The organism is uncultured Mucilaginibacter sp., from assembly GCF_903913935.1.
GTDB lineage: Bacteria > Bacteroidota > Bacteroidia > Sphingobacteriales > Sphingobacteriaceae > Mucilaginibacter.
In genome coordinates, this window is record NZ_CAIWNH010000408.1 from 1 (window position 1) to 8,384 (window position 8,384).

An 8,384-nucleotide genomic window follows, 5' to 3' on the forward strand; every position below is an offset into this window, starting at 1 on the left:
CACTAAGGTAAAAAATGCAGGATAGTTTCCTACCCTGCTCATGATTATAAATTGAACATCTTGTTCTCCCAGGTTTCTATTACACCTTTTTCAAACTCATCCAGATAGGTTTGAGTCTGTTCCTGTGTTGCATGTCCAAGGGCTTCGGTAATAAAACTTGTATTGGCCCCTGATCTTTTTAGTCCAGTTGCATAGCTGTGTCTGCCAACATTGGTCGTTAACTTAAGATTTGGTTCACCAATCATTTCAGCTAACTTTTTCAAATTATCGTTAACAGCTTTCAATGCCGTCTTTTTGCGTGTATATTGCTGTTTAAGCGTTTTATGGATTGTCAAGTCCAATATAGGAAAGACGAATCCACCTGGAATTTTATAATTGCCCTTAAAGTATGAAAGTATTACTCCATTATATTCGTTGATTGGAATTTCAAATTGTCCTCTTGTCTTCTTTCTTGTATAGTAAATATGGTTGTCAGATAAATGCTCCCATTTTAGATAAGTTATATCAATAAAGTTCATTCCCCGGCAATAATAGCTGAATAGAAATATCTGTTGAGCGAAGTGTAAAGCCGATCCCGGTAGAAGCGTCAATGATTTGAGTTTGCTTATTTTATCGAGATGTATGGCGATTTTCTTAGTCTTGTTATCAAGCCTTTTGTTGACGCTATATTTCTTCTCGCCGAAGGGATATTCGGTTTCCTTAAATAATTTATCCTCGATTGCCTGGTTAATAATTCGTTGAAGGTTTCGCATTTTGATACTTATAGTCGTATCCTTATTCTTTCGCTCATTTCTTAGCCAATATTCAAAGCTTTCAAGAAATCTTAAATTGATGTCTGCAAGTAAAGCATTCGGTCGGAATTTCTTCAAAATGCGTTGTACTTCGAAATATAATCCAGCTTGTCCAACCCTCCCTTGTTCTTCCAGGATAGCGATTTGTTGGTTATAATAATCTTGCAGGGATGTGATTAATGGGCGCTCTTTCCTTTTCAGGTCAGTCTCGAATTGTTCAAAGCTGAAAGCAATATTCTCCTCATCGTACCGCTTCAGAATTTTATTAGCCTCGGCTAATTTAAGTTCCAGAATGTTATTGTATTCCTTAGAGTTTTTAAATGTTTTTCGGAACTTTCCAAAACCATTATCTACGTCCGTAGCCTGCTTCCAGTCATCGTGCACACAACGCCACTTATTTGACTGATTTGTTACCAGCGTGCTTAAAGCAAAATATTTACTTTGTCGTTCATGCGTTACACGCAGTGCAATAGCATATTCATTGTTGGATAGTTTTTTTGTGGTATTCAAAACCACAGCGATAGTAGCCATAAAAAATTAATTATGGCATTAAAACGGTAGTAAACAAAGTAGTAAACAAACAGGAAAAAACGCTTAAAAACGCCTAAAAACAGACCTTCCGACCTAGCAGCCCTGATCGCTGCAAGCGATCGGGATGAGCGATAGCGATTACCCCATGCTGGCGCGATACCGGGCTACGCTACATCCCGAATTGTTGATTGTTTCCGCTTTAGCATAACCGCTAAGCGGGGAACAAATATATATTATCTCGTTTTATTTCTTGCATCAAATCTAAATTTTTGCGTTAATCGGCTGTAAGTATAATAGCCTGTTAGCTATTGTTTTGTATCATTTGTTCCATAAAAATGGGTTTTTCAGCCTTGTGCAAACAATCATTTTTTTGTGTGCCGACAATCATTTTGTAACCCAACCAAGGTCATTATTAATCCCGCTTTTCAGGCCGAATTTTACATTCAAATACTAACACATGAAAAATCTTGTAATACTTGGTGCAGGTACAGCCGGAACAATGATGGCCAATCACTTGCACCATCATCTTAAAACTCCCGAATGGAACATCAGTATTATTGATGAACGGGACAAGCATTATTACCAGCCAGGGTTTCTGTTTCTTCCATTTGATATTTACACGCCCGACGATATCATTAAAACAGTAGAAGAGTTTATCCCAAAAGAAGTATCACTTATAAAAAGCAAAATTGACAAGATCGTGCCGGAAGAAAACAAAGTTCAATTAACCGACGGCAAACAACTGGACTACGATGTGCTGATCATTGCTACGGGTGCCAAAATAGCCACTGAAGAAACTCCGGGGATGGAGGGCGAAGAATGGCAAAAGTCGGTATTCGATTTTTACACATTTGATGGGGCGCTTGCCCTCAGAAACAAATTGCGCGATTGGACCGGCGGCAAACTGGTTGTCCACATTACTGAAATGCCTATTAAATGCCCAGTCGCCCCGCTTGAATTCGCCTTTTTAGCCGATTCCTTTTTTAAGAACAAAAACATGCGCGATAAGGTGGAAATCACCTACGTAACCCCACTAAGCGGCGCTTTCACCAAACCAAAAGCTACGGAAGCCTTAACGCATTTGTTGGATGAAAAAAACATCAGGATAGAAAGCGATTTTGCTATTGAACAGGTTGACAATGAAAAAAAAGAGATCATAGATTATGGAGGCCGCGCCATCCCTTTTGATATCCTGGTAACCGTGCCCACCAACAAAGGCGACGAATTGATAGAAAGATCTGGCATGGGCGACGACCTTAACTACGTGCCCACTAATAAAGCAACGCTGCAATCAAAGGTATATCCCAATATTTTTGTTTTGGGCGATGCGAGCGATATCCCAGCCTCTAAAGCAGGCTCCGTTGCACATTTTGAAGCTGAGATATTAACCGACAATATCTTACACTTTGTAAAGGGCGAACCATTAACAGAAGCGTTTGACGGCCACGCCAATTGTTTTATCGAAACAGGGAACGACAAGGCGCTGCTCATCGACTTTAACTATACCCACGAACCGGTTGAAGGCAGTTTCCCTTTCCCTGGGATAGGGCCATTGCGATTACTGAAAGAAAGCCGCATGAACCATATGGGCAAGCTTGCCTTCCGTTGGATTTATTGGAATGTATTGCTGAAAGGGACGCATATTCCCTTTGTTTCGGCAAACATGTCCGACTCCGGAAAACATTATGAAAAAGCATTGAATGAATAAAAAACAGAACAATCATGGAAAAAGTAATAGCAGGTAAACCAATTACCGTAAATGAAGAAGGTTATTTAACCGATTTTAATCAGTGGGATGAAAAAGTGGGCGAGGCGATAGCCGCCGAAAACCACCTGTCCCTTACCCCAAGGCATTGGGATGTGATCAAATATTTACAAAACGAACAAAAAAACCAGGTGGCGCTAAGCATCAGGCGTGTTGGCAAAAGCGGTGTAGTTGACATCAAGGAACTTTACTCGTTATTCCCGAACGCGCCGTTAAAAACCGCTACCAAAATTGCCGGCATACCAAAACCTGCCAGCTGTATTTAACACTTAATATCAAAAGATCATGAACGAAGATAAAGGCGCCATCAAAAAAATGATGATCATCCTTTCAAAGGGAACGCTTGAAAATGTATACGCCGCATTTGTACTGGCCAATGGGGCCCGGATGGAGGGTATCGCAGCCGAAATATTTTTTACTTTTTTTGGCCTCGAAGCCATTCACAAAAAGAAACTGGAACATTTGCATGTTGCCACAGTAGGCAATCCGGCTATGCATATGCCCACCATGCTCGGCGGTTTGCCTGGAATGGAAGCCCTGGCGTCCAATATGATGAAGAAGGAAATGGAGAAAATTGATATGCCGGACATTCTTGAATTCCTGGATATTTTAACCGCCTCGGGCGTAAAACTCTGGGCATGCAAATTAGCCGTTGATATGTTCCATTATACAAAGGACGACCTTTACGAAGGTGTTGAGGCCATTATTACTGTTGGCGATTTTTATAAGGAAAGCGCCGGCGAAGGAGTGCACATGTTGTTTATATAAGCCAGGTTATAATACCTGCATACAATCCATAGCCTTGATTTAAACCCATCGCTATGGATTACTTATTCCTTCATTAAATCCGCAGGCAGCCTATCTATAGCCTGTATCTTTATCCCTTTATAAAACACTTCGGCTCCCTCGGATTGGATCTGGATCTTTCCTTTTCTCAACGGCAATTCTTGCCCTTTCTCCACTTGACGGTTATGATATAAGATCATCATCACTTTACCATTTACTACGTGGATACTGGTATCGCCATGGCAATACAGGTCAACAGTGTTCCATTGTCCCGATGGGCTTTCAGCATCGCCATTCTTTATACAGCGGCGACCCTATTTGCTGCCTTCTTTAAAAGTTGTCATGGTCCCTTTCGGATTATAAACATAAGCGGTATCCATCCTGATGATCACCGGCATATCGGCCATTCCGCCGGCAACACCCCAGTATTCGCCACAATTGCCTTCCTCTATCTGGAATTCCTGCGAGCGCATCCAGGCACCGTAATCCGCTCCATAGGGTCCAACTGAATGGTAAAGCAGGCCGCTATCTTTCTTTTTGCCTTTTTTCTGTCCCCAACTTAAGCCGCCCCATTTAAACTGCAATTGCAGGTGATAATTTTCATGCTCATTTTGGGTAGAAATGGCGCCCCAGTTCTCGCCCGAGATCCGGATAACATTTTCTCCTTCCTGCTTTACGATGGTAAACACATGGCGGGGGTCATTGTTCAAACCAATAGGCGTACCGGTGATGGGCTTGCCGCTATCTGTAAGGTCAGGGCCGATATAGGTATCCCAGCCGCTAAGGTCTTTGCCGTTGAACAGGTTTTTCCAATGGTCTGTCTTTTCGATGGTCGTAAAACCAAAAGTAAAAGCGCAAAGCAGCAAGGGCAGTATAAATTTGACTGGTTTCATGATTGGTGGATGGTTTATTTTAATCGAATATAAGGATTATCTTTTTTCGATTTCAAAAAATACAGGTTATCGTGCCGTAACAATGCAGCGTCGCAAAATATTGCGTCTCTGCACCAAAAGCTATACCTTTAAGCACAAACCAATTTTCATCCCGATGCCGGCTTGTTTAAAAAGTTATATCTGCCTTGCTTTATTGGCCTGTCTTTTGATCGCCGAAGGCTGTAAAAAGAATTCGCCTTCGACAACACAACCCGTCGTTGCCACATTAAAGGCCACAGCGCCTTTTCCCATGGGTTCGGCTATTACATCCAATGGCATTTTAAGCAATTACTTCTACCAGGGGGTGCTCCTTACTGAATACAACAGCATGACGGCCGACTATGAAATGAAGTTCGATATTACCGAGCCTAAACGGGGTGCTTTTAACTACGCCCCCGGCGACGCGATTGTTGGGTTCGCCGCGCAGCACCATCTGCGTATGCACGGGCATAATTTTATTTGGCACCAGGCACTACCGGACTGGGTTTTGAATTTCCAGGGTGATACCCCGGCCTGGGAAACTCTTTTTAAAACACATATTCAAAGTGAAGCCACGCATTATAAAGGACAAGTTGCCTCGTGGGATGTAGTGAACGAAGCCATCCGGGACGATAATGGCCAATTACGCAACCAGGATGTAAGCCCGGGCGATGGCACCGGCAGCATCTGGCGACAGCATCTTGGCCCGGATTATATTGCGCGGGCATTCCAATATGCGCATGAAGCCGACCCGGGTGCCCTGCTATTTTATAATGACTATGGGCAGGAATGGGGCGGCGTAAAACTTGATTCGATGATCGCATTAGTAACCGGATTAAAAAATCGGGGTATACCCATCTCCGGCATCGGCATGCAAATGCACATTGATATTAATGTAGATACTGCTGGCATTACTTCAGCCTTAAAAAGGTTGGCTGCAACCGGGCTATTGGTGCATATCTCCGAACTGGATATTTCGGTAAATCCAGGCAACGACCCAAATATTGTTTTTACCTCTGCGCTTCAGCTTAAACAGTCAGCACTTTACCAGTTTATTGCGGAAAGCTACCGCAAGAATGTACCTGCAGCACAACGCTATGGTATCACCACCTGGGAGTTTTGTGATGCCGATAGCTGGATCCCGCCCTTTTTTAATCGCAAAGACTGGCCGCTGCCTTTTGATGCAACCTATAAAAAGAAGCCCGCTTATTTCGGATTGCTAAAGGGGTTGACCAATTAAGCGGAGTCAAACATGTTTGCAGGCGGGTCAATGTTTGGTCCGTGCGGGTAAGGTTATAACATCCAATGGATTTTTTCGCTTGATGGGCTGTGATCAGTAACCAAAAACAAAGCCGCCCCAAAATATATTCGGGACGGCCGGTCAGTTAACATATAGGTTTATAAATAAATTTTCCGGGGTACAAAATAAATTAATCCCCTTGCCTAACGATCACCTTCCACAGGGACAGATAAACGGATAATGCTCATCATCAATAATAGGTCGCAGGCCAAAAAAATCATTTAATACAGATTCAGCGGTGCAAAAGGCGCCCTCTACCCAGGCCTGGTCGTTTGAATAAGCTTCGCCGACAATAAAAATATTAGCATCGGCATTCTTTATCATCTGAGATGGCTTGCGGATCTTTTGCTGCACATCGCAAACATCGCAATGAGCGGCGTAGGCGTGGTAACCGGCATTAAATGGCGGCAGCGACCAGTCCATATACCGGCACTCCAATGGCTTAGGCACAATGCTGTAATCTGCCTGCGGGCCAAAATGTAATGCGGCCAGTTGTTGGCGCAGCATTTTCACCATTACATCTGTTGCCTTGCGCGGACCAATCAGCGGCTGATAATTTTCTGAAAACGGCACCTTTTCGGCATCATCATTCCCATATTCCAACTCTTCCCAAAAGCTTGTAAACTGTTCGTCGTCGTAACTTGCCAGGATCCCGTAAACAGGCCCCGCATCCTGATCAGATGCATTATTACCAAAATATACCACCTGCCTTATAGGGGTATCGGTTATGCTGGGGCCAATGGTGTTTCTTTGCGATGCGGCAAGCAATTCTTTTTCCTGCTCAATGGTTAAACGCTCATTAATACATTGCACTACCGCTTCAATGATTGCCGAAGAAGGAGTATATGGGGTGTTCAGAATCGCTTCATCATTATTAATTTTTTCGATATATCTTAACGGGAACCCTTTTTTTGCCAGCACCTCCAGAACATCTGTCGTTAATTCCCAGGCAAGTATTGGCGCCTGGTAAACAGGGTTGTTTTTATTGTTTGGGTCATTTATCCACCATGGCGTATCAAAAAACATCCCCACCTTATAAGAAGGCTGCATAATGGCAGAACTAAGATAATTTTGGACTCTTTCGTGGTTAAGCACATCCAATCCTTCAACATCGGCATAACGCGTAGCCTGTGCCACCAGCTCAAGTGCATAAGGGGGCATTGCCAGCCATGCTGCATCACTTACTTTTGAAGCCAACTTTTTATCGGGGTGTTCTCGCGTCGCTAAACTAAAATGAACTTTCCCGTTTTGGTCGAGGATAGAATGCAGCCGGGTATCTGGATGATACTCGAAATTAACCCCCTTTTCTTTTGCCAAATGGACAATCGCTTCAAACAACGAATTAAACATGCTTGAATAACCTTTGGTAGGTGTTTTATACTGACTACCTGGGGTAAATTCATCATTTGCCTGTATGGCAACCGCAGCATTCCAGTTAATGATATTTGAGGTGTACCCGTTTCCATCGGCCGTATATTGAAACCCCTCGGACCCCAGCTGATCAAACAACAGGTTCCAATAACCTATATTTTTTAGCTTATTTCCCTTTTGGAAAACAGACGATTCCGGAAGTTCAACATTTATGGCGCCGTTTTGATAAAACTCGCACCACTCCGCCCTGCTTTTTGGCTGGGCGTTGGGGTCAACCGCTAAACTTTCTATGGTTGAAAAACCGGTATCGGGCGAGGTGGTTGCACCATAATTGTCAACGTTATACGGAGCCGGGTTACTTGAAGAAACATCATTCAGGTACATGTTCTTCGTCCGCAAATAAAACAAGGTATTGGAAGACACATTAAACGGTACCGAATATTTATCCAGGTCAAGCTGATTAATCACGGTAGTAACCAGCCGGTGTCCCTGGTTTTTAGCGCCCGGCAGGCCATTCCAGGCAGAGTAACGCATACCGCCAAGTTCCAGGTACGATTGTGTTTTGTCATTTTTGTAATGCCAGGTACAAACCCTTGCACCCGCGGCCCTGGTACCCGGGTCCTCTTTGGTGAAATCATACTTCCCCCAGTCATATAATTCGAGGATATCACCGGCGGCCAATTGCTTTTCTTCACCAAGTTTACTATCGGGCTCACCGCTTAATAGTCGCCAGGCGGTGTACAGGCCAGAGGCGCCCGCTCCAAAAATGGAATACGTTTTGTTTTTCATATTAAATTTTGTTTATAAGGTTATTATTTACTCTTTTCCCAGCCGGTACATCTGGCCCGGCAAATCCTTTTCAGGGATCACTACTTCAACAAGGGTTGGCTTACCAGTTATATTTTTCAGCTTATTGAGCACCGATACCA

Annotated in this window: 6 protein-coding genes and 1 pseudogene; 4 read left to right on the forward strand and 3 right to left on the reverse strand. The window is 43.5% G+C overall.

The window, feature by feature from the left end; genetic code table 11:
- Nucleotides 1-44 precede the first annotated feature (44 nt).
- On the reverse strand, nucleotides 45-1,322 hold the full coding sequence (locus tag QZY09_RS16450) for a site-specific integrase (RefSeq protein ID WP_295674117.1): 1,278 nt from the start codon (nucleotides 1,320-1,322) through the stop codon (nucleotides 45-47).
- Nucleotides 1,323-1,779: 457 nt separating this feature from the next.
- Between QZY09_RS16450 and QZY09_RS16455 the strand changes: the two genes are divergently transcribed.
- From QZY09_RS16455 to QZY09_RS16465, 3 genes are read left to right on the forward strand one after another with little or no spacing between them, the layout of a single operon-like run.
- Nucleotides 1,780-3,030, forward strand: coding sequence for an FAD/NAD(P)-binding oxidoreductase (locus tag QZY09_RS16455; protein ID WP_295674118.1), 1,251 nt, complete (start codon nucleotides 1,780-1,782; stop codon nucleotides 3,028-3,030).
- A gap of 14 nt (nucleotides 3,031-3,044) precedes the next feature.
- A complete protein-coding gene (locus QZY09_RS16460; RefSeq protein WP_295674120.1) occupies nucleotides 3,045-3,353 on the forward strand; it encodes a TusE/DsrC/DsvC family sulfur relay protein in 309 nt (102 codons plus the stop codon).
- A 19-nt stretch (nucleotides 3,354-3,372) separates the two neighbouring features.
- Nucleotides 3,373-3,855 carry a DsrE/DsrF/DrsH-like family protein gene (locus QZY09_RS16465; protein ID WP_295674121.1) on the forward strand — a complete coding sequence of 161 codons (483 nt, stop codon included), beginning with the start codon at nucleotides 3,373-3,375 and terminating at the stop codon, nucleotides 3,853-3,855.
- A 62-nt stretch (nucleotides 3,856-3,917) separates the two neighbouring features.
- Here QZY09_RS16465 and QZY09_RS16470 read toward each other — a convergent pair.
- A pseudogene (locus QZY09_RS16470) lies at nucleotides 3,918-4,766 on the reverse strand (DUF1080 domain-containing protein).
- Nucleotides 4,767-4,848: 82 nt separating this feature from the next.
- Here QZY09_RS16470 and QZY09_RS16475 point away from each other — a divergent pair.
- Complete coding sequence (locus tag QZY09_RS16475) at nucleotides 4,849-6,024, forward strand: endo-1,4-beta-xylanase (RefSeq protein WP_295674122.1); 1,176 nt, start codon at nucleotides 4,849-4,851, stop codon at nucleotides 6,022-6,024.
- 210 nt (nucleotides 6,025-6,234) lie between these two features.
- Here QZY09_RS16475 and QZY09_RS16480 read toward each other — a convergent pair whose 3' ends face one another.
- Nucleotides 6,235-8,244, reverse strand: a complete 2,010-nt coding sequence (locus QZY09_RS16480) for a hypothetical protein (RefSeq protein ID WP_295674123.1) — start codon at nucleotides 8,242-8,244, stop codon at nucleotides 6,235-6,237.
- Nucleotides 8,245-8,384: the final 140 nt, after the last annotated feature.

What these genes read in the sequence shown, in the direction of transcription:
- QZY09_RS16465 (WP_295674121.1), top strand. Translation starts at nt 3,373, where the DNA reads ATGAACGAAGATAAAGGCGCCATCAAAAAAATGATGATCATCCTTTCA.
- QZY09_RS16475 (WP_295674122.1), top strand. Translation starts at nt 4,849, where the DNA reads ATGCAGCGTCGCAAAATATTGCGTCTCTGCACCAAAAGCTATACCTTT.
- QZY09_RS16460 (WP_295674120.1), top strand. Translation starts at nt 3,045, where the DNA reads ATGGAAAAAGTAATAGCAGGTAAACCAATTACCGTAAATGAAGAAGGT.
- QZY09_RS16450 (WP_295674117.1), bottom strand. Translation starts at nt 1,322, where the DNA reads ATGGCTACTATCGCTGTGGTTTTGAATACCACAAAAAAACTATCCAAC.
- QZY09_RS16480 (WP_295674123.1), bottom strand. Translation starts at nt 8,244, where the DNA reads ATGAAAAACAAAACGTATTCCATTTTTGGAGCGGGCGCCTCTGGCCTG.
- QZY09_RS16455 (WP_295674118.1), top strand. Translation starts at nt 1,780, where the DNA reads ATGAAAAATCTTGTAATACTTGGTGCAGGTACAGCCGGAACAATGATG.